Raw genomic sequence first — 866 nt, 5'->3', positions numbered from 1 at the left:
TGTCCTTTCTCGGTTTTAGCTTTTATTCAACCCACTACAGTTGACAAAGAGCCAAAAAAGTCTGCTGATTGTAATCAGACAGACTCCATTTTATTCTTATTTAATCTTGAAGAATTGAACAATTGCCACAATACCTTGATAAATAAAGACAAAGGCAATGGTGTAACTAATATAGAGACCGGTCATCAATGGGTGTCCCATCATGATTAAACCTGCTACGATTCCTAAAATCCCCATCCAAACTAGAGGGGTACCTACCGATTTATCCGTCTTACGAACCTTGAAACCAACGATAGTTTTTGTAATACCATTTGTCAAGGCCCATAAAGAAATGATAAATGGTACAAATGTTACCATTTCAATAAAGCTACCTGAGAACAAGGTAAGAGCGAGGATGAGGGTAACAATTCCTCCAAATAAATTCCAGCCATGCTTTTCTTCTGATTTGAAGTATTGTACAATCTCAGAAATCCCTTGAACTGCAAATACAAGTGCAAACCAGAAAGTCATGGAAGCCAAGCTAATAAGAGGATGTGCAAACATATTAAAACCTACAAAAACTGCAAAAATACCCGCAATTAGTAACAACCATTTCCAAATTTTCGACATTATTTTTCTCCTTTTTTAGAGGAATCTTCCTCTAGTATTCCATAAATCATCATATCCAAAACCTGTGATAATTGATGTTCATATCCTGAAACCAAGTCAGGCAAACTGCTATCTGACGAAACAGTTAAATAATAGGAACGAAACATATCCTGAATCAATCGCAGATAGTCCATAGCTCGTTTCTCATCAATATGCTCTTTCAGTTTGGATTCTGATATAAGTTTTTGACAAACTTGTTCATTCAAGTCCAAAAAGAT

At 35.7% G+C, this 866-nt stretch carries 1 protein-coding gene and 1 pseudogene; both read right to left on the bottom strand.

The window, feature by feature from the left end; translation table 11 throughout:
• Positions 1 to 96: 96 nt before the first annotated feature.
• Positions 97 to 609, bottom strand: coding sequence for an HdeD family acid-resistance protein (locus ADG81_RS00770; RefSeq protein WP_000036821.1), 513 nt, complete (start codon positions 607 to 609; stop codon positions 97 to 99).
• A pseudogene (locus tag ADG81_RS00765) lies at positions 609 to 866 on the bottom strand (TetR/AcrR family transcriptional regulator); the annotation flags it as partial. The gene ADG81_RS00770 and the pseudogene ADG81_RS00765, both read right to left, overlap by 1 nt.

This window comes from Streptococcus pseudopneumoniae, assembly GCF_001070815.1.
Taxonomy (GTDB): Bacteria; Bacillota; Bacilli; order Lactobacillales; family Streptococcaceae; genus Streptococcus; species Streptococcus pseudopneumoniae_P.
The sequence above is the reverse complement of the archived record's forward strand: the minus strand, read 5'-3'. Positions and strand labels throughout refer to the sequence as shown.

Excerpts from the sequence above, each read along its gene's own strand:
- ADG81_RS00770 (WP_000036821.1), bottom strand. The coding sequence starts at position 609 with ATGTCGAAAATTTGGAAATGGTTGTTACTAATTGCGGGTATTTTTGCA.